The organism is Ornithinibacillus sp. FSL M8-0202, assembly GCF_037975285.1.
Taxonomy (GTDB): domain Bacteria; phylum Bacillota; class Bacilli; order Bacillales; family Amphibacillaceae; genus Ornithinibacillus; species Ornithinibacillus massiliensis.
In genome coordinates this window covers 1,103,499-1,122,836 of record NZ_CP150248.1, presented here as the reverse complement: position 1 = coordinate 1,122,836, position 19,338 = coordinate 1,103,499, and the positions used below count along the sequence as shown (strand labels likewise).

The 19,338-nt window shown below is 37.5% G+C and carries 17 protein-coding genes and 2 pseudogenes; 10 read left to right on the top strand and 9 right to left on the bottom strand.

Annotated features, from left to right (window positions below; all coding sequences use genetic code 11):
- Window positions 1–15: 15 nt before the first annotated feature.
- The 4 genes from MKY78_RS05765 to pdxS form a co-directional block, all read right to left on the bottom strand.
- Complete coding sequence (locus tag MKY78_RS05765) at window positions 16–1,617, bottom strand: amidohydrolase (protein WP_339216888.1); 1,602 nt, start codon at window positions 1,615–1,617, stop codon at window positions 16–18.
- A gap of 94 nt (window positions 1,618–1,711) precedes the next feature.
- On the bottom strand, window positions 1,712–2,134 hold the full coding sequence (locus MKY78_RS05760) for a DUF2500 domain-containing protein (protein WP_339216887.1): 423 nt from the start codon (window positions 2,132–2,134) through the stop codon (window positions 1,712–1,714).
- Window positions 2,135–2,236: 102 nt separating this feature from the next.
- Window positions 2,237–2,833, bottom strand: a complete 597-nt coding sequence (pdxT, locus tag MKY78_RS05755) for a pyridoxal 5'-phosphate synthase glutaminase subunit PdxT (protein WP_339216885.1) — start codon at window positions 2,831–2,833, stop codon at window positions 2,237–2,239.
- 33 nt (window positions 2,834–2,866) lie between these two features.
- Entirely contained in the window at window positions 2,867–3,754 is an 888-nt protein-coding gene (pdxS, locus tag MKY78_RS05750) for a pyridoxal 5'-phosphate synthase lyase subunit PdxS (protein ID WP_339216883.1), read from the bottom strand.
- A gap of 121 nt (window positions 3,755–3,875) precedes the next feature.
- On the opposite strand from pdxS, the gene MKY78_RS05745 reads away from it, so the two are divergent.
- On the top strand, window positions 3,876–5,294 hold the full coding sequence (locus tag MKY78_RS05745; protein WP_339216881.1) for a PLP-dependent aminotransferase family protein: 1,419 nt from the start codon (window positions 3,876–3,878) through the stop codon (window positions 5,292–5,294).
- A gap of 122 nt (window positions 5,295–5,416) precedes the next feature.
- Here the strand turns inward: MKY78_RS05745 and MKY78_RS05740 are convergent, their stop codons facing one another.
- On the bottom strand, window positions 5,417–7,324 hold the full coding sequence (locus MKY78_RS05740; RefSeq protein WP_339216879.1) for a VWA domain-containing protein: 1,908 nt from the start codon (window positions 7,322–7,324) through the stop codon (window positions 5,417–5,419).
- Window positions 7,325–7,339: 15 nt separating this feature from the next.
- Window positions 7,340–8,212: a MoxR family ATPase gene (locus tag MKY78_RS05735; RefSeq protein ID WP_339216877.1), complete on the bottom strand. Its 873-nt coding sequence runs from the start codon at window positions 8,210–8,212 to the stop codon at window positions 7,340–7,342.
- A gap of 95 nt (window positions 8,213–8,307) precedes the next feature.
- On the opposite strand from MKY78_RS05735, the gene MKY78_RS05730 reads away from it, so the two are divergent.
- Complete coding sequence (locus MKY78_RS05730; RefSeq protein WP_339216875.1) at window positions 8,308–8,958, top strand: N-acetylmuramoyl-L-alanine amidase; 651 nt, start codon at window positions 8,308–8,310, stop codon at window positions 8,956–8,958.
- Between the two features lie 254 nt (window positions 8,959–9,212).
- The gene (locus tag MKY78_RS05725) at window positions 9,213–9,638 is read left to right on the top strand and encodes a transposase (protein WP_339216874.1); all 426 of its coding nucleotides are present in this window, start codon (window positions 9,213–9,215) and stop codon (window positions 9,636–9,638) included.
- 329 nt (window positions 9,639–9,967) lie between these two features.
- Here the strand turns inward: MKY78_RS05725 and MKY78_RS05720 are convergent, their stop codons facing one another.
- Window positions 9,968–11,317: an alpha/beta fold hydrolase gene (locus MKY78_RS05720; RefSeq protein WP_339216872.1), complete on the bottom strand. Its 1,350-nt coding sequence runs from the start codon at window positions 11,315–11,317 to the stop codon at window positions 9,968–9,970.
- A gap of 143 nt (window positions 11,318–11,460) precedes the next feature.
- On the opposite strand from MKY78_RS05720, the gene MKY78_RS05715 reads away from it, so the two are divergent.
- Both MKY78_RS05715 and MKY78_RS05710 read left to right on the top strand, forming a co-directional pair.
- On the top strand, window positions 11,461–11,691 hold the full coding sequence (locus tag MKY78_RS05715) for an excisionase family DNA-binding protein (RefSeq protein ID WP_339216870.1): 231 nt from the start codon (window positions 11,461–11,463) through the stop codon (window positions 11,689–11,691).
- 12 nt (window positions 11,692–11,703) lie between these two features.
- Complete coding sequence (locus MKY78_RS05710; RefSeq protein WP_339216869.1) at window positions 11,704–12,609, top strand: RluA family pseudouridine synthase; 906 nt, start codon at window positions 11,704–11,706, stop codon at window positions 12,607–12,609.
- A gap of 25 nt (window positions 12,610–12,634) precedes the next feature.
- Here the strand turns inward: MKY78_RS05710 and MKY78_RS05705 are convergent, their stop codons facing one another.
- Window positions 12,635–13,627, bottom strand: coding sequence for a P1 family peptidase (locus MKY78_RS05705; protein WP_339216867.1), 993 nt, complete (start codon window positions 13,625–13,627; stop codon window positions 12,635–12,637).
- A gap of 193 nt (window positions 13,628–13,820) precedes the next feature.
- Between MKY78_RS05705 and MKY78_RS05700 the strand changes: the two genes are divergently transcribed.
- From MKY78_RS05700 to MKY78_RS05690, 3 genes and pseudogenes are all read left to right on the top strand, one after another.
- Complete coding sequence (locus MKY78_RS05700) at window positions 13,821–14,000, top strand: hypothetical protein (protein ID WP_339216865.1); 180 nt, start codon at window positions 13,821–13,823, stop codon at window positions 13,998–14,000.
- 29 nt (window positions 14,001–14,029) lie between these two features.
- Entirely contained in the window at window positions 14,030–15,904 is a 1,875-nt protein-coding gene (locus MKY78_RS05695) for an ABC-F family ATP-binding cassette domain-containing protein (RefSeq protein ID WP_339216864.1), read from the top strand.
- A gap of 58 nt (window positions 15,905–15,962) precedes the next feature.
- Window positions 15,963–16,592, top strand: a pseudogene (locus MKY78_RS05690) (C45 family peptidase); the annotation flags it as partial.
- A 147-nt stretch (window positions 16,593–16,739) separates the two neighbouring features.
- Here the strand turns inward: MKY78_RS05690 and MKY78_RS05685 are convergent.
- Window positions 16,740–17,855: an IS4 family transposase gene (locus MKY78_RS05685; RefSeq protein WP_339213018.1), complete on the bottom strand. Its 1,116-nt coding sequence runs from the start codon at window positions 17,853–17,855 to the stop codon at window positions 16,740–16,742.
- A gap of 135 nt (window positions 17,856–17,990) precedes the next feature.
- Here MKY78_RS05685 and MKY78_RS05680 point away from each other — a divergent pair.
- Both MKY78_RS05680 and MKY78_RS05675 read left to right on the top strand, forming a co-directional pair.
- Window positions 17,991–18,428, top strand: a pseudogene (locus MKY78_RS05680) (carcinine hydrolase/isopenicillin-N N-acyltransferase family protein); the annotation flags it as partial.
- 91 nt (window positions 18,429–18,519) lie between these two features.
- Window positions 18,520–19,194, top strand: coding sequence for a hypothetical protein (locus tag MKY78_RS05675; RefSeq protein ID WP_339216862.1), 675 nt, complete (start codon window positions 18,520–18,522; stop codon window positions 19,192–19,194).
- Window positions 19,195–19,338: the final 144 nt, after the last annotated feature.

Genomic DNA, 19,338 nt, shown 5'->3' with positions numbered 1-19,338 from the left:
CGTTTTGAACTGGCTTTACATACCTTCGAATACAATCTTCCCATCCACCATAGTAAATATGACATTGGCGGTCTTTATTTCTTCAGGAGTTACTGTAAATAAATCTTTATCCAAAACAATTAAATCAGCTAATTTTCCAGCCTCTAAAGTGCCGAGTTCTTTTTCCCGAAATGAGCCATAGGCAGGTGCATAGGTATATGCCTTTAGTGCTTCAGCAAGCGTAATTTTCTCGTCTTCACTCCAAACCACTTTCTCGTCATCTAGTCGTGTTATAGCGCGATAAATAGCGGTTAAAGGGTTTAAACCAACAACAGGATAATCACTTCCGTAAACTAATGTAGCTCCATGATCCATCAGTGTTTTTTGTAGCATATAACGCTGCATACGTTCCTTCCCAATCAATTCTTCAAATACATCATAGGAAGAACCATTGATATGTTCTGGTTGAATGGAAGCAAGCACACCTAATTCTTGGAAACGTGAGATATCTTCTTCTCTAATCATTTCAATATGCTCTATGGCATGCCGTGCATCTCTATTTCCATTTCGTTTCTGTGCTTCTTCAAACGTATCTAATGCAAGCTTTACAGCCTTATCGCCAATACAGTGGAAGCGGACACGGAAGTTTTCCTTATCAGCAGCTATCGTCCATTCCTTAATGCTTTCCTCAGGATAAACGGTACTACCTATTGAATCTGGCTTATTCGTATAGGGATCTTGTAAATAGGCAGTATAGCTAGTAATAACCCCATCTATAAATTGTTTAAATCCAGTAAACTGTACCATATTAGAATGATACGTATTACGAAGTCGTTTTGCTTCTTCTAAATCGCCATTTAACGGTGCTACAAAGTGTACACGTGTTGTCAGCTTGCCCTTTTGTTCAAAATCTGCATAAATAGCTGCTTCCTCTGTACTCATCTCTGGTAATCTCAGCAAGTCATGTACCGAAGTAATACCATATCGGGACGATTCACGTAAGAATTTCTCAAGGAGCTGCTCTTTATCTTTTAAGTTCATTGGCATTGCGTTTGTAACGAGCCCAACGGCATGTTCTAGTAATAATCCAGTTGGATCTCCGTTTTCATCTTTTATGACTTCACCAAAGTCTGGATTCATTGTATCCTTTGTTATACCGGCAAGCTCTAACATAGCACTATTAACCCAAACACTATGAAACTCTGCTTGATATAGTATTACAGGTCTATCTGGAACGGCCACATCTAAGTACTTTTTATCGACTTGCTCCGCCGTATTCCAAGTATTATCATCCCAGCCACTACCAATAATGAGTGGTGCATCCGGATGCTTATCTGCATATTCTTTTACTAGATCTGCAACAGCTGTTGCAGAACGAGCTTCAGATAATGACACACTATCTTCTAACATACTGCCTAACAGCAGATGGATATGAAAATCATGAAAGCCAGGCATAATCAGTTTATCATCAAAATCAATAACCTTAGTTTGATTCGAAATATATTCCTCGATATGCTGTTGATCAATGACATCTACAATTCTATTATTGGAAATGAGAACAGCAGCCTGTATAGGGGATGACGTAGTACCTGTAAAAACGGCATTACTAGAAATAATATAATCAATTGTATGCGACATAAGGTTCTCCTTTTTCGAGTTTAAATTTATTCTCATATAGATGTAATCATATAGTATAGTTAGAAAAAATACTAGCTGTTTTCCTAGCTAGCGGTTAGGTTACGTGATTCTGTATCTCTTTATTTCTCTCAAACCGAATAAATCGTGTTCCCTTAAAGGTTAGAATACCGAGGTCGTCTTCGGCTAGCAATCCATATTCTTTAGCTGATAGGGAAAATTCAACTCGATCACCACTAGTAAACTCAAAGGTTGCATAATTGCTTGTACTAGAATGTATGTGGTGATGATGAATATCGTGATTGTGGTGGTGGAAATTATCTACTTCTGTTCTTTTTGCTTTTACTATAGCAGGAACAGATAACTCAGGTGATTGCTCATTTTTACTCCATTGTCCAACCCCTTTTGCAGCATTAAAGATAATCGTTCCAATTATTATCATAAATACAATGCCAAAGATTACAGGAAAAAAATCAAAAAAATCTACCCCAGAATGAAAATCCGATTCGAATGGTACCATAATCATTCCCCCTTTGTATTAATACGGCATAAACGGTAAAGAAGTTCCCAAACGAATCATAACATAAAAATACTAGTCTGAATACTCAGACTAGTATTTTAGCTATAATGCGACAGTATTTTTTGATTTCTTTACCATATCAATAAAAAAATCAATCATGCGTGTATCGTTTGTCAGCTCTGGATGAAACGCAGTAACTAGAATATGATCTTGTTTAGCTGCAACAATATGGTTTTCATAGGTTGCGAGAATTTCAACATGCTGTGCTGCTTTCTCAATGTATGGAGCTCGAATGAATACAGCAGAAAAAGGTAGGTCAAGCCCGTTTATCGGTAGTACTGCTTCAAAGCTTTCCTTTTGCCTACCAAAAGCATTTCGTTTTACACACACATCCATTAGCTGTAAGTGAGCTTCAGATGATGCTGAAAGCTCTTTTGCGACAAGGACCATGCCTGCACAAGTACCGAACAGAGGCTTACGCTGTTTACTAAATTGTTTTAATGGCTCAAAAAAACCATATCGATCAATTAGTTTACGCATTGTAGTACTTTCTCCACCTGGGAGAATTAAGCCATCAATCTCTTTAAGTTGTTCAGGCTTTTTTACGATAACCCCTTTACAACCTGAAGCTTCAATTTGGTTAATATGCTCGCTTACAGCTCCCTGCAAGCCAAGTACACCAATTACAAGCCCACTCATTATGACACATCCTTCCTAGCAAACATAGCTTTTTTACCAGCCACGCTCTTGCATACGTTCTTCTTGGCTAAGTGTTGAAATATCAATTCCTTTCATTGCAGTGCCAAGTTCTTTTGATAATCGACCGATTAGGTCATAATCTTTATAATAGGTAGTAGCTTGGACGATTGCACTGGCGAATTTTTGTGGATTCTCTGATTTAAAGATACCAGAACCAACGAAGACACCATCTGCGCCTAATTCCATCATAAGAGCAGCATCAGCAGGTGTTGCAACACCACCTGCAGCAAAATTAACGACAGGTAGTTTCCCAGCTTCCTTAATTTCCTTTAATATGTCATAAGGTGCCCCTAGATTTTTCGCTTCTGTCATCAGCTCGTCATCGCTCATATGGATCACTTTACGAACTTGCGCTTGAACTTTACGCATATGACGGACAGCTTCTACAATATTCCCTGTCCCGGGCTCCCCCTTAGTACGAAGCATTGAGGCTCCTTCTGCAATTCTTCTTGCAGCCTCACCAAGATCACGACATCCACATACAAATGGAACAGTAAAATCACGCTTTAGTAGATGAAACTCCTCATCAGCAGGTGTAAGTACTTCACTTTCATCAATATAATCCACACCCATAGCCTCAAGCACTCTAGCTTCAACAATATGTCCAATACGGGCTTTTGCCATTACTGGTATACTTACAGCACTCATTACTTCCTCAACAATACGAGGGTCTGCCATTCTAGCTACACCACCAGCTGCACGAATATCAGACGGTACACGCTCTAATGCCATGACTGCAACTGCGCCAGATGCCTCTGCAATTCTAGCCTGCTCTGCATTAACAACGTCCATAATAACGCCGCCTTTTTGCATTTGTGCCATTCCACGCTTTACTGTTTCTGTGCCTAGTAATTTTTCCAATCGTAACACTCCCTATTTAATGAGTTGATTTATTTGAATGTTAATTTATTATAAAAAGTAGTTGGCATTGTTGAAAGTGTCAGTTTTACATAATTTGATGATGCCAGAATGGAGGGGTAGGATGAAGATGTTATCATGTGAAATGAACCGAGAAAGTGCAGTTCCATTGTACGAACAGCTATATACCTATATCAAAACCGAAATAATGAATGGTCAAATTCCCCATAATACAAAACTACCATCTAAACGAAAGCTGTCCGAATTTCTAAAGGTTAGTCAAAATACAGTCGAAACTGCATATGAACAATTGGTTGCAGAAGGCTATGTCGAAGGGGTCCCTCGGAAAGGATATTTTGTTTTAGCCTCGGAGGACTTAGAATATGTACAAGAAATCAATCCCATGCATCACCAATCCGCCGAGAGCAAAAAGCCAATTCGGTATGATTTTCATCCGAGCTGGATTGATACAGAACATTTTCCATATGCTAAGTGGAGAAAGCATGCCAAAAATAGTATTGATATAGAAAATCAATCTTTATTATTAATGGGAGACAGGCAAGGGGAGTATGTCCTACGAGAAGAAATTGTTCATTATCTTTATCAGGCAAGGGGGGTGCACTGTTCTCCAGAACAGATTATTCTTGGAGCGGGTATTGAGACGCTCCTACAGCAGCTGATTTTATTATTGGGGCAATCCGTTGTATACGGTGTGGAAGACCCAGGCTACCATGTCATTTCTCGTATTCTGAAAAACTATCCAAATGAAGTTATACCATTAGAAGTTGATGACCAAGGAGTAATAGTAGACTCCTTAGAAGCTTCCCCAATCGATATTATGTATGTAACACCGTCTCATCATTTCCCATATGGATCAGTTCTGTCGGCAAACAGAAGGATAAAATTATTAAATTGGGCCATGGGTGGTGATGAACGTTATATTATTGAAGATGATTATGATAGTGAATTTCGTTACAGTGGAAAATCTATTCCATCCTTACAAAGCATGGATAAGAGAGAGAAGGTTATTTATTTAGGCACATTTTCCAAATCATTAATTCCATCTATACGAATAAGTTACATGGTATTACCGAAGTCGCTCCTAAGTCGATATCAGAAGGAACTGTCCTTTTTTCAATGTACCGTATCAAGAATTGATCAACATATCCTCGCTCATTTTATGAAAGAAGGGGATTTTGAAAGACATCTGAATCGCATGCGTAAGGTCTATCGGAGAAAGATGGAAAAAACATTGCACCTGTTAAGGCCATATTCTGATGTGGTCGAGGTAATAAGTGATTTATCTGGCTTTCATGTTGTATTAGAGGTGAGGAATGGCTGGAAGGAGGATAAACTAGTCCAGCGTGCAAAAGATGCGCAGCTTAAGATATACCCATTATCAAACTATACCATCGAAAAGCAATCTAGCTCATTTCCGAGAATTCTATTAGGTTTCGCTGGGATACCTGAAGCAGAGCTAGAAACAGCTATTACAAGTTTACTAACCTGCTGGGGTAGAGAGCTAGAATCGTCTTCCCAATAGCATCATCAGTCAGGGTGAGATTTATATTTTTCAGCTACTTCTCGTCTAGGTCTACCTTAGTACCAGTGGGCTGCGAGACTCCTCAAGAAGGGGTCTCACGTAGCCTACAGGAACTTATTAGCTTAAATGGTCTTCAGTAGTAATTTTTTTAATAACGGTGCAAAATGTTCAGGTAGATCAGCTACACTAGGAATCATCACTCGTTCTCTTCCATAAATATTTTGCATAGTATGGTCTTCGCGTTCTTCAATTTCACCATTCGCTAAAAACATACCAATTACTTCAATACCTTTTTTACGAGCTTCTGAAACAGCTAGATTCGTGTCCACTATACCGTTCTGGTCATAGTTGGCTGCGGCAGGCTCCCCATCAGAAAAAACGAGTAAGAATTTATTCTTTTCTCTTCTAGCTTCAAGCTCTTTCGAAATTACTCGTATACTAAATCCGTCACGATTATCTTCTTCAGGTTCTAACTGCATGATTTTCGGCCCGTTCTGTTCATAAAAAGAATCCGTAAAGGTATGAATACGGTGAAAATAATTAGGTTGATAGCCTTCTTTAACTTCATTCGCATCTTCCCAAAACCCGATGATAGAATGAGGAATTTTCAAATGCTTTAATACCTCATGGAAGAGGACTATTCCGCGCTTCGTTTCTTCCATTTTATTATGCATGGATGCAGAACAATCAACGAGAAGGGTAAATACAGCATCAAACTCATTCGTATCTTCATTCTTCTTATAAAATACTCTTGGGTTATCGTCCGTAATAATCGGTAAAAGCTTCTTCGATAATCTACCGAAAACGAGATCACGCCGTGGTTCATTCTTTTTATGCTCAATCGTTTTCTCAATTGTTTTGGCTAATTTGCGTTTGTATGGTTCAATATCCTTTACAAATTGTTGATAGTCTTCTATTTCTTCTTGTGTTGGGGGACTAGCTTCTTTATCTATTTTTATAGCATCCCTGTTTTCCTCACCAAATTCATCCGTCTTTCCGCTTTGCTTAGAGGATTCATCCTTTTCTAGTGCCTCCATTTCAGAGTAATCGTTCTCTTTGCTTTGGCTAGATGCTCCCTGAATAGAGGCTACCGCTTGGTCTCCCTCTTCCGTTTCTCGAGCTCCACCACCTAAAATACTTGTATTTGTCCCTTGTTCTAATTCGAACTGTAAGAAATTCTGCTTCCGGTTTTCATTTTTATTTTCCCGATGCCAGGTGGAAAACTCTTGGTCAAAGTACTCACTTTCCTCTTGATCCACCTCTTCAAAATCATCATTATTTAATGAATCAGTTCTTGTCAGTTCATCAAAAAGAGTGTTTTTCTCATACCGTTCCACATGACTAACTGGAAAAACAAAGTATTCATTCAGTGTATCTTTGTACTCAGATAAACGAAATACAATTTGTTCGGTTATTCTTGTTATATCCGCTGTACTTCTAGCTTCAAATAATTCGAATAGAAATGGTTTTAATTCTTCCAACTTCTGCAACTGTCCAGCCGTTGCTTTAGGGAAGGAAGGATTTGGACGATCTGATACCAGTTGTAAATAGATTAAGCAAAAAAGCTCATCCAAGGGAAAGCTTCTCGTCGCATTCACAACCAACTGACTAGAAAAGTAATGCTGATATGCATCTCTACGAATGGCAAAGGCTTTTGTTGTCCCAGGTCGATCATGTTTAATAATCTCCTCCAGTCGTAAGTCCTCTAGTAAAGCAAACAGCTGATAGGCGAATTTAGGTAACGGTGATTCTGTTATTTGATCGAGAAAGGCTTTCATTTCAGGAATGGTCGAGTGCCTTAATGTTCCTATAGCTCGTAAATAGACATCCGTTTTTAAGCCAGCTTCTTTGATTTCATAACTAGTATTATCCCAAAAGCGACTTGCAGTGAGCTTGTAATCGATAAGATCTACGATAGAACCGAAGTTATATTCGAACTTAATCGTAGCATCACCAGATAAGACGTTAGCAAGATCTTGAAGCTGTAAGAATAGACTGGTATCAACTCTTGCATCATTAAAGACATGCATCTTGCATTCTCCTATCTAAAAATAAGTTTCTGCTAAATTCTTCACAAACTCTTTTTCTCTTTCCTCATCTAACTTATCCACGATGGAGCGGAGGACGGCTCTTTTTGGTGGAATCAAGACACTTAAATCACACGCGTCTAATAATGCGCGAATGGATGCGGCATCCTCAGACAGCTTTCCTTGCACAACTGCTTGAATCAAATCGGAGGATAATTTCACAAAGCGTTCAATCAGTTTTGCATCGGTTAACTGAGTATTTGTCTTAATTAGTTGCTCTAATTGATCCCCTTCAATATATGGAATTTCTAGCACAATGAAGCGGTTTTTTAATGCTTCATTTAGGGGGACAGTACCAATGTACCCTTCGTTAATGGCAGCAATTACACCAAATCCTTCTTTTGCTGTAATCACATCATTGGTAAACGGATTTGTTATCGTTCTTCGGTAATCTAGCACACCATTAATAAGAGGTAATGTCTCTGGTTTAGCCATATTTACCTCATCAATATATAGAAATGTTCCATTTGTCATGGCATTAATAACTGGACCAGGAACAAATTCGATTACTTGTTTTTCTCCTTGATAGGATAATGTTTTAAATCCGAGTAAGCTTTCTGCATCTAAATCAACTGAGCAGTTCACACTAAACATAGGTTGATTAAAAAGATTAGAGAGGGTTTCTGCAAATTTAGTCTTTCCTGCTCCTGTAGGACCTTTTAATAATACGTTTTTGCCCATGCTAAGGGCAGTAATGGCATCAATTAACAGGTCATTATTAGGTGGCATATACCCACCTTGTCTAATTAAATCTTGAAATTTATCAGAATGGCTTCTTTTTTCGTTTATTAATGCTGTTATTTCGTTGGGTAATGAGTAGTTTATTGTCATGTTGGTATCTCCTTTCCTTGAACATTGTAAGCTTTTTTAACCTGAATCACAAAAGGAATGTTTGATAGCAAGATTTAAAGTAGAGGAGATGTGAAATGAGACATCTTAGAATGATTATCGTATTCCTGATACTAGTATGGTCCTCTCCCTATAAATTATCTGCATTAGAGTTAGAACAAGCGGCTCTGCTGCCAGAAATAAGGGAACTCTATTTACCACCTACCTTGTCTGTACCTAGAGAGCAGGAGGTTACACATATCGTTATCCATTCCTTAAGCAATGTTGTAGCTAATCCGGAAAATCCTTACCAAGTAGTTGATCTTTATCTGTTATTAATGGAATATGGCGTGTCTACACACTACTTGATTGATCGAGATGGTGCAGTTTATCAACTAGTTGCAGAGGATCGCGTAGCTTTTCACGCTGGTAGAAGTAGCTTTCCGTACCTTCCATTTTTCCCCCATAATTTGAATGAATATAGTATGGGGATTGAATTAATGGGGATAGGCACTCGGGAAGAAATGCTTCCTATTGTATCAGAGGAAATCTATGATTCCCTCCATGATGATTTTATAGGTTATACAGAAGCACAGTATAGAGCCCTGTCCTTATTACTAAATGATATCCACAAGCGTTATCCAACGATTCCCCGTAGTCGGTACCATGTGATTGGTCATGAGGATTATGCTCCCGGAAGAAAGGTTGATCCAGGTAATTTATTTGATTGGGAAAAAATTAACTACTAAATTTCCATTATCTTGAAACAATTCTTATAGGATAAACGTATTAATAGGTGACGCAATGAAGGGGAGGAGATATAAATTATAGATAATGAAACATTGCTAGAGGAGTGGCTAGGAGTTACTGGAGCTAGAATAGATACTGCTACATGAGGATTTTGTAATGATTGTGTAATGATGCATATTGTAAAATAAATTACGTCATGATCAATAAGTAAAAACACTAGGGGGAGTAGTGTTTGTCGTAAGGGGGATGGGTTTTGACAAAGAAAAGACAACTATATAGCAGATATACAAAAGAGATAAAACTAGAAGCTATTAGACGAGTTCTAGAAGAAGATCAACCTGTCCAAGAGGTAATTGCTGATTTAGGAATAAGACATCGGGATAATGTTTATGAATGGATCAAAAAATATAAAAAGAATGGTCCTGAAGCATTCGATAGACCTATCAGAAAAACAACAAAGCCATTGGAAAATAATAAGGTTGAAGAGCAGTTACAGCATTTGAAATTGGAAGTAGAAGCTTTAAAAACATACATAGAGACTTTACTTCACTGTGAGGAAGAAAAATATAAAGCAATCCAAGTCTTAGAAAAGCAGTATCCTATCGAAGTCCTATGTAATGCATTAGATGTATCAGAAGTAAGCTTTCATGAATATAGAGAGCGTCAAGGAATAAACTAGCAAGGTTCCTGCTATCATTAAGATGATAGTAAAGGCGGGATAAAACACTGTATTCGCTCACGTAGACGGTAGCGGAAGGAGGGGCACGATGGAAAAAACGTGATCCCCTCTAATTTAATGCATGTAGCAGCGTACTTCCTCGGGGCAAGGTTGGAAACAACTTGGCCAAATAGTAACCTACCTCCCCAGCTTGAAAAATACAAATTATATACTCCAATCCCATGTCGACCATGTCTTGGGAGTAACCGTAAGTAAAAAATCTCGGGCGTGAGGATAGCCTATTACGGTTTGGCTACATGCGGATAAGACTTTTACGTTCTCCTTGATTCCTAATTAAGTGATCTTACTATTTTATCGAGTTGCTGATCAATTTCATCTTGAATAGCAAATAGCCACTCATCATAAAAGTCAATGAACATTCTTTCTTTATATTGGCTCATCAGTTCGATGAAAATTGACTTTTTCCTTTCAAGGTCCTTCTCTAGAACACATCCGTAAAGTAATTGCATATAATTTAGTAAGTCGAAAGATATATCGCCTACTAAGCTAATGTTTTCACGACCAATACTGAGATGACAATCAAGTCCGTGATTTTGTAAGATACTTTTAAGATGATTTAATGCTACACGTAGATTATTTTTCGCACTAACTAGATCAATTTCTCCCCAAAACTCATTAAGTAATGCTTCCCTAGAAGCAGAATTATGATAGGCCAAATAAGCTAGCAAGTTTTTAGCTTTTCGCTGATTCCACTTATCGGTAATTTCTTTTCCTTGATATTTCACTGAAAACCCATTGATTATGTTTATATCCAAAGTATTGAAATTTTTGGAAATTAAGTAGTCGATATTTTTGATAAATTCTTGCTCGATTATATTAGTAAACGAATTGGATAAACCGTTTTTAATAAAATTCGATACAAGTGTAGTGAATGTATATGGATTATCCAGTGGTACAAGGTTAGATGCATTTGGAACAACATAGCTTGCTGATTTATTCAGGCATGTTTGATATAAGTTGGTTTGCTGAATAGGAAATAGTGGATCCTTCTCTCCTTGAATTAATAAAACCTCTCGATCAATATTCTTTAATTCCTCTAACGAAACCGTTTTGGTTAGCATTTCAAAGAAATTAAAATAGGTTCGTTGATCAACTTTACTATAGGCTTTCATTAATAAATATTCTTTCTCTGGTGTGAGATTGTGACAGATTTTATGGATTAAGTTTTTAGCTAGTTCAGATAGTTTTCCATCTGTAACCAATTGCTTTCTTTTTTGAAGCTGCTTTGCTGTCACTTCTTTTGGAAAATACATATAAACAGATGTCAGAATAAGCTTATCTACCTTCTCAGGGTATTGTTCTAAATATTTTATTGCGAGATTCCCACCGATTCCCAATCCTACTGCGTGAAACTTAGGAATATTGAATGTAGTAATGAGTGCATGTAAATCTTTTACGAGTGCATCCCAAGTAATCACGGATGTATCTGCCTTTGTTTTACCGTGCCCTCTCATATCAAATGTGATAATGTTAAAATGATCTTGGAGATATGGTATAATTGGTTCCCACATCGTTAAATCTAGTCCCAACCCATGCAACAACAGGATATATTCGGATTGCTCACTACGTGTGTTATATAATTGATAATGAATCTGAATATGATCTATTTCCAATTGCATATATATGTGATTCCCCTATAAATAATAATAAGATATGTGGTAATTATATTATACATAGGAAAATTTTACTATTGAATAACTTAGTAAAGTTAAGATTGGTTAGTCGCTTTTAGTGATAAATACAAGATAGGATGGTGTTTACGTTGTATGTTACCATACCAGAGCTAGCAGAATATTTATCCATGAATGAAGCGAAGGTGAAGTCTTTAGTTCTACAAGGGAAAATTCGTGCCATACATGATGGAGAACAGTTCCTAGTAAACAAAACGCAGTTCACTACTCATTTAGAACAAGTGAAAAAATATAGACTGATGATTCAAGAATACTTGAATACCCCTATCCCGGAAGATGTGGATGTAAAAGATGAAGACTAGGAGAATGGTTGAATGTCACAAAATAGAAAAAATGCGAAGCCTACGAGAAGTGGTACACTTAATTTTAAAGTAAATGAACCAAGTGAATTATTGGCCTTTTTGTTACAGAAGATGGAAAGTAGGAGTAGAAACTCTGTAAAATCTATTCTAACACGGGGACAAGTAAAGGTAGATGACCATATCGAAACAAAGCATAACTATCCTCTTAAACCTGGGCAAGTTGTTAGTGTACTAAAAAATAAAGTAGCGGTGAAGGAAAGTACATTAATTGGAATGAAAATACTATTTGAGGATAATTCGATTATTGTCATTGAGAAGGATGCAGGATTATTGTCTATCGCTACAGAAACAGAAAAGAAGAACACGGCGTTACATCAGCTAATGGATTATGTAAAACTTCGTGATCCAAGAAACCGTGTATTTGTTGTCCATCGTCTAGATAAGGAAACTTCTGGTGTTATGATGTTTGCCAAAAGTGAGAAAGTAAAACGAAAGCTCCAGGATAATTGGAAGGAGCTAGTTCAAGAGCGTACTTATGTAGCGCTGGTAGAAGGGGAATTAAAGAAGCCAGAAGGAACCGTAAAATCTTGGTTGAAAGAAAGTAAAACTCATAAAATGTACTCTGTTCAAGATAAGGATGGACAATTTGCCATTACACATTTTCGAAAAATCCAATCGAATAACCAATTTAGCTTAGTAGAAGTGAACCTAGAAACAGGTAGAAAAAATCAAATACGTGTTCATTTAAGCGACATTGGACATCCCATCGTTGGAGATAAGAAATATGGAGCAAAAACGAATGAAATAGGTCGATTAGGTCTTCATGCCAAAATACTGTCCTTTCATCATCCAGTGACAGGACAGCTCATGCTATTTAGATCAGATATGCCGAAGTCGTTTTTGACAAAATCGAGGTAATCCTAAAAAGGCCAAAGGCACCACATTATGTTAGTGGTGCCTTTTCAATTACTCTTCCATTTTGTCCTTCCGTTGTTTCTGCATACTTTAACGAATTAATAATAGCTTCTTCGATTGCTTCAGCTACAGCTTGGAATAATTGATTCATTGCTTGGTCATCGTCACGTAAGTATGTGATAGACTCCAGGTGACCATTGACATTATGAGCAGAGGGATTTGCTGTTGTAAAGGCTATTGCGATATCTCCGCTCCCATTATCCATATGGCTGCCAACACGACCAAGTCCTGCAGCAGTACGCTTTGCGATTCGCTTTAATTGCCTGTCGTATAAAGGCGCATCTGTCGCAATAATCATCATAATAGATCCATCTGTTGAGTTAGGGTTTTTCTTCTTAGGGAAGTTTGCAAATAATGCATCTTGACTATCACCGAAGTTACTAAGAACGAGACAACCAACCGTGTATTTTTCATTGGACGCTGTAACGACTCGAGAAGCTGTACCAATACCACCTTTATACCCAAAACAAATCATGCCTTTTCCTGCGCCGACAGCACCTTGTTGAACAGCACTACTGCTTGCATTTTCAATTGCTTCGATAGCATGATTCGGTCGGACAGCTTGAAGTCGCATTGAATTTAAGAAGCCGTCATTACATTCCCCAACGACCACATTTAATGTTCCGGCAGAGGTACCTATTTCTTTATTCTGTTGAAGCATATATGTAACAGTACCCTCCATGACAGGACCAACACTTAACGTATTGGTAAGCATAATAGGTGATTCAATAAAGCCTAGCTCTTCCACTTGGACAAGCCCACTTGTTTTTCCGTAGCCATTAACGACATGGCAGCCAGCCCGTACCTTTTCATAGAAGAGATTGCCTGAATGTGGTAGGATAGCGGTGACACCGGTACAGATGGTTTGTTCTTGATTCACTTTTTCGTATAATGTTTTATGTCCTACTTGTACACCCTCAACATCTGTTATACAGTTCTTTTTCCCCTTTTGTAGTACCATTGAAATTCCCCCATTATAAACGTGTTACTTATATTATGTACGAAATAACCTGGATAATCACGTGGATTCTTCAGAGCTTGTTTGATTGAGAAAATAAGATAGTGTTCTGGAGCTCGAACTACACCGAACAAATGGTAAAATAACCTGTGGTAATGTAAACTTATAAATAGGTTTTTAACAGGGGGAAATGAATATGAAACCATTAATTTACCAAATCTTGATTATCGCCATCATTTGGGTTGGAATGGTGTTTTTCGTTCAGGATATGGACCAAATGAGTAAAATGATTTTCTATTTAGTAACATCCTGGCTACTATTATTAGTTGTACTGTTAGTAAAGGAACTGATTCGTAATAGAAAAAAATCAAATTAATCTTTGAAAGGCAAGAAAGGACTCCTGCTATGCTAACGATTGAAAATATATATAAATCTTATGGTGATAAGGTTTTATTTGAAAATATATCTTATACGATTACAGATCATGATCGTATTGGATTAATTGGGGTAAACGGTACAGGAAAATCTAGTTTTCTAAAAGTAATTGCAGGTCTGGATTCACCAGATGCTGGATCAATTCAATATCCTAAGGATTACCGGATTGAGTACTTACCACAAGAAGCGGAATTAGATCCGAATTTATCCGTTATCGAACAAATTTACTATGGTGAAGCTGCCATTATGAAGGTGATGCGTGAGTACGAGAAGGCGCTACAGAAGTTAGAACTAGATCCAGAGAATACGAAAGTTCAGGAAGGACTAATGCGAGTCCAACAAAGGATGGATGAATTAGAGGCTTGGGAAGCTAATACAACAGCGAAAACGATTTTAACGAAGCTTGGTATTACTGATTTTAATAAAAAGGTTACCGAATTATCCGGTGGCCAACGTAAACGGATTGCGATAGCCAAAGCGTTAATTCAACCAGCTGACTTATTGATTCTGGACGAGCCAACCAACCATCTCGATAATGAAACAGTAGAATGGTTAGAGAAATACTTGCAGAGCTTTAAGGGAGCGCTTTTACTCGTTACCCATGATCGATACTTCTTAAATCGTGTAACCAATAAAATAATAGAGTTGGATAAGGGAAATCTGTATTCGTATGAAGGAAATTATGAGATTTTCTTAGAGAAAAAGGCAGAGAGAGAAGAATTAGAGCGAAGTAATCAACAAAAGCATGCTAATATTCTAAAGCGTGAATTAGCTTGGTTAAAAGCCGGGGTTAAAGCACGTACAACAAAGCAAAAAGCTAGAATCGATCGTGTTCATGAAATGAAGGAAAAGACCTTTCATACGGATCAAAACAGTATTGAGTTCCAGGTAGGTTCTACTCGATTAGGTAAAAAGGTAATCGAGTTAATGGATATAGCTAAATCAATCGAAGGAAAACAGCTAATACAGCATTTTAGCCAGCTTATTATTCCGGGTGACCGTATCGGTATTATTGGGCCAAATGGTTCAGGGAAGACAACTCTTTTAAATATGATGGCCAAGCGCTTGTTACCAGATCATGGAGAAGTAATCATTGGTGATACGGTGAAAATTGGCTATTATACCCAAGGCGAGGAAGAACTAGACGGGGAGATGCGTGTAGTTGATTTTATAAAGGAAACAGCTGAAGTCATCCATACAATAGAAGGCGATGTCATAACGGCAGAACAGATGCTAGAACGCTTTCTATTCCCACGGTCTGAGCAATATAATTATATTCGCAAGCTATCCGGTGGGGAGAAGAGGCGCCTATATCTATTGAAGGTACTTATGACAGAGCCAAATGTTCTTTTTCTAGATGAACCGACAAACGACTTAGACATTCAAACATTAGGTGTTTTGGAAGAATATTTAGACCATTTTCCTGGCGTTGTTATAACAGTATCCCATGATCGGTATTTTCTCGATCGCGTCGTTGAAAAATTGCTAATCTTTGAAGGGAAAGGTAAAATAAGCCCGTTCTATGGTAACTACAGTGATTACTTGGAGAAGCATCAGGTAACCGTAAAAAGGGAAGTAAAAGAAACAAAAGCAGAACAGAAGCCAAAGCAAAAAAAGAAGCTTTCGTATATGGAACAAAAAGAATGGAACGAAATCGAGGATCAAATCGCAGCACTCGAAGAAAAGATTACCGAGCTAGAAGCAGGCATTGTAGAAGCTGGAAGTGATTCGGAGAAGGTCCAGAAACTATTTGCCGAACAGCAAAGAGTGGAAGAAGAACTGAACACGAAGATGGAACGCTGGGAAGAGCTATCCATTTTAGTAGAAGAATTTGAAAATAAGTAAAAAAGCCTAACAAGATAGAGTGTATATTCTATCCTATTTCCAAAAAGGGATGATCAAATTGAAGGAAATTTACAGCGACTTAATTCAATTCCGTGGCACGCATTATGATTTTGGTTATAAACAGGGTGAGATGCTAAAAGATTCTTTAATCATTGAAAATCGTAGACGAATTTGGAAAATACGGAGAGCTCATTTTATAATTAAAGAACAGGAAGTAAAGGAAGCCATCCTTCCATTTGCACCAGGTATTTGGGAAGAGCTACTCGGTTTACGTGATGCATTACAATGGGATATGCAAGAGGTACTACGTGAGTTTGGTGGATACCGACTACATTATCAGCGAAGTGGATGCTCTATTTTTACTGATTCAGATTATATGATACGCAATTATGATTACCATCCTAAAACATATGAAGGAAGGTATACGATTTTTTCACCGGCCGATCAAGGCTATGCTGTCATTGGTCCTTCGCAAAGGATTACAGGAAGAATGGACGGAATGAATGAAAAAGGTCTAAGCCTTGGTTATAATTTCATGCATCGTAAGAAACCAGGCGACGGTTTTATTTGTAATATGATTGGCAGGATGGTTCTGGAAAATTGCGCAACAGTCGAAGAGGCAGTAGATATGTTGGAGGAAGTCCCACATCGTCATAGTTTCAGTTATATTGTATTAGATAAATCGGGACACTAGTGTTGCAAAAATAATGTCGTAATTTTCAGTTTTATTATATCTTCTGTTTAGAGCCAAAAAAGTAAATACCGAATTAAAGGTGGCTCCATCCATTTGGAAATAATTTACAATTAGACCTGTGTGACAACGACAATTTGCTTATTAAGGGACGGATTTGCCTTCAATCTTTCGAAGCCAAATATGCGCTGGTTTCCATAATGCAGCCCTTAAATAACGGCTAATTTGTAGCGTTTTTCGCTTGCTTTTTGTTTCAATTTGCACAAGAACATGAAGGCAAAAAACAATAAGTGCGATAAATACTTGGTTTTGAATCGCCCATTCGCTCTGACCGTAAAACTTCTTAATGCTGAGATGTTGTTTGATCCATTTGAAGAACAATTCAATTGCCCAGCGTGATTTGTACATTTCTGAAATCTCTTCGGCACTTAAATCAAAACGATTTGTAATTAAATGGAGTTCATTTCCCTTTGAATCCAAGACCTTTATCAGGCGAAAATAATTTTCAGCACGGTTTTGTGTAGTACCAATTAAGACCATTTGGTCTGATAAAACAGGCATATTTTCGGGCAACTTAAAGTTGTAAACTTCCCGTATGACTGCGTTTTTCCGCAGCCTTGAAAGGAAAAAGTAGCCCTCGTCGGTCATGCGGTCAAAACGTTCGTAGTCTAAGTAACCACGGTCGAACACATACATGCATTCTTTGTCATCTACCATAATTTCAAGCTGGCCTCGGTCATGTTCTTTTGCAGTTGTCATTACGGCTTTTTCTGGGTAAGAAGTGCCTTTTTCCATAAATACAAGACGCAGATGCAGTTTCACTCCTGCCTTTGTTTTGCGGAATTTTGCCCATTTATGATTCGTCAAATTCAGTGGCAAAGTGCTAGAATCAATAATTTTTAATGGCATTACAAGTTTCGTATAATGCGTTTTGGCATGAATTTGTGATACTAAATCGAGAAACAGTCTTTGGAAAAGGTCGGGATTCAGCCCATTTAATCGTCGTGATAACTGAGAAATACTAATAGAATCAAGGTCGATAGCCCTTTGAAGCTTGTCATCGAAGAGGCAGTCACTTAGTGCATGAAGACTCTCGACTTCCTGTAGCTGTGCAAAAAGCAGTAACTTTAGGAACGACTCTGTCGTTAATTTTTTCGTATAGAAATCTAATTTCAATGTTTTCACCTGTTCTTCAAATAATTGAAAATTAATTGGTGAAAACCATTGTCCAAATGAAGTTTTTCGTGTAATCTTGTCCATGAGATTTGTCCTTTTTAGTGGATTTGGACGGGTTTACCACCTGACTTATCCATTATAAAGGACTTTTTCTTTGCGCAAAACAATAAAATTGAACATTTCGAGTATTTTTAATAATAAAATTAATTTAATGCAACGCTAGTGAAATCGGGAGAAACATTTATTGTGGAGGCGACACCACGGGGAACCGAGGTTCGAAGGTCGAATGTTTGTACGAACCATTTCGAAATCATGACACATGAAAATCGTCATCATTTAGTAGATTCCTATAAGCGAATGGATGCCATCGAAACACAGAAACACCATGTAACAAATGCCTATCAAGCTTTTCGAATGATGAATGATTCCGATAAAGGAGTATTTTCAAACCAATATAAAAACTGGTCTGGAACCATACATACTTCTGCTTATTTTCCAAAAGAATTAAAAGCCTGGTTTGCATTAGGTGGCGACCGTGAACCTATCATCTTTGATTTTGGAAAATGGTTAAATGGAGAGCAAATAAATTTAAAACGGATATTAGGGAAAGTGGATACTGACTTGCCATTCGTGCATATGGATAAGAATGTACGTTGAATTTGATGATAGTATGTTTAAATATTATAATGTGACAAAAGATAAGAATAGTTATTTTAAATTGTATTCATAATTTTAGGAGGAAAATCTGATGAAGCTTTTTCAGGTTCGGAAAGGTCAATTTGTTTTTTATCAAAATGAATTGCACAAAGTTTATACGGTAAAACCGATGTTTAAGAAGTCGGTCCATTTATATCGGCTAAAGGATATGAAACAAGTCCTAACAAGCGCTAATGAGATTACTTTATATAAGCCAAAGCATAATGATACATTTATTTTTTATGGAAAACGATACACGATTGACGAGAGTAGACGACCTAATCCTGGTGATTACATATTAATTACAAAGCCTGCACCAGATTTACTAGACCATTATTCGTTAAATTCTATTGAAAAAGTGGCTAGTGTGGAAGACGGTAATGTTGTGACAACTAGGGATAATGGTGTAAAACATAATGAATATGTTGTAATGGTTCCTGGTAAAGCGGATGCTAGTCAAGAAATTGCCTACTATGATAAAAGCTTAGTACCAGAGGAGCAGCAAATTCAAGATGAATCGATAACCTACCTAACCGATAGTGATGAGGATGTCGTAAAACCAGTTGTTGGGGATGTCTTTTTAGATGTTGAGCAAAATACGAAAGCAATGGTAGTCGCGATGACCGATACAGAGGTTATTTTTGGTCATGGAAAACGAGTTCATGTTACCGATTTATTTGATGAACAAAAATACAAAGTACTATTTCGAATTGAGGAGGATCTTTAAAGTTCTTTTGCTTTAAGGATCTTCTTTTTTAATTAAGAAGTTATTTAATTTAGAGTGCATACCGTAATAGTCATGTCAAGCTCAGGGCATTTGCTTCGAGCCCCTTATAGTGTTCATTTGCTTTTAGCTAGGGAAGTATCCATA

Coding starts and splice junctions, on each gene's coding strand:
- MKY78_RS05730 (WP_339216875.1), top strand. CDS start 8,308: ATGAGACATCTTAGAATGATTATCGTATTCCTGATACTAGTATGGTCC.
- MKY78_RS05700 (WP_339216865.1), top strand. CDS start 13,821: ATGAAACCATTAATTTACCAAATCTTGATTATCGCCATCATTTGGGTT.
- MKY78_RS05740 (WP_339216879.1), bottom strand. CDS start 7,324: ATGCATGTCTTTAATGATGCAAGAGTTGATACCAGTCTATTCTTACAG.
- pdxT (WP_339216885.1), bottom strand. CDS start 2,833: ATGAGTGGGCTTGTAATTGGTGTACTTGGCTTGCAGGGAGCTGTAAGC.
- MKY78_RS05765 (WP_339216888.1), bottom strand. CDS start 1,617: ATGTCGCATACAATTGATTATATTATTTCTAGTAATGCCGTTTTTACA.
- MKY78_RS05760 (WP_339216887.1), bottom strand. CDS start 2,134: ATGGTACCATTCGAATCGGATTTTCATTCTGGGGTAGATTTTTTTGAT.
- MKY78_RS05705 (WP_339216867.1), bottom strand. CDS start 13,627: ATGGTACTACAAAAGGGGAAAAAGAACTGTATAACAGATGTTGAGGGT.
- MKY78_RS05735 (WP_339216877.1), bottom strand. CDS start 8,212: ATGACAATAAACTACTCATTACCCAACGAAATAACAGCATTAATAAAC.
- MKY78_RS05710 (WP_339216869.1), top strand. CDS start 11,704: ATGTCACAAAATAGAAAAAATGCGAAGCCTACGAGAAGTGGTACACTT.
- MKY78_RS05685 (WP_339213018.1), bottom strand. CDS start 17,855: ATGGACAAGATTACACGAAAAACTTCATTTGGACAATGGTTTTCACCA.
- MKY78_RS05720 (WP_339216872.1), bottom strand. CDS start 11,317: ATGCAATTGGAAATAGATCATATTCAGATTCATTATCAATTATATAAC.
- MKY78_RS05695 (WP_339216864.1), top strand. CDS start 14,030: ATGCTAACGATTGAAAATATATATAAATCTTATGGTGATAAGGTTTTA.
- MKY78_RS05675 (WP_339216862.1), top strand. CDS start 18,520: ATGAAGCTTTTTCAGGTTCGGAAAGGTCAATTTGTTTTTTATCAAAAT.
- MKY78_RS05745 (WP_339216881.1), top strand. CDS start 3,876: ATGAAGATGTTATCATGTGAAATGAACCGAGAAAGTGCAGTTCCATTG.